1 protein-coding gene is annotated in these 362 nt (G+C 72.7%); it reads left to right on the top strand.

Going from position 1 to position 362, the window contains the following annotated elements; translation table 11 throughout:
• The coding region (locus tag AC1DYG_RS20880; protein WP_477641733.1) for a neutral/alkaline non-lysosomal ceramidase N-terminal domain-containing protein at positions 1-362 on the top strand (362 nt) is incomplete at both ends.

The following is a 362-nucleotide window of genomic DNA, read 5'->3' as shown; positions in this document are numbered from 1 at the left end:
CCCCGGACGGCACCCCGCAGAGCACCTCCCCCGCCTGCATCGGCGCAGCCATGGCCGCCGGCAGCACCGAGGACGGCCCGGCCATCCCGATCTTCCCCGAGGGCACCCGTAACCCGATCATCGACGCGTTCGGCGGCACCGACATGCCGACCCCGCAGTGGCTCGCGGACGCGCAGGCACCGAAGCTGGTGGTGGTCCCGGTCGGGCTGCTGCCCCCGGACGGCTGGGTCCCGCATGTGCTCAAGATCCAGATCATCCGGATCGGCGACCTCTACGTGGTCGGCGGACCGGCCGAGTACACCATCGTCTCGGGGCTGCGGATCCGCCGGACGGTCGCCGAGGAACTCGGGGTCCCGCTGGAG

Source organism: Pedococcus sp. P1_H8, from assembly GCF_056405175.1.
Note: the sequence above shows the minus strand (reverse complement) of the source record. Positions and strands in the feature narration are given on the sequence as shown.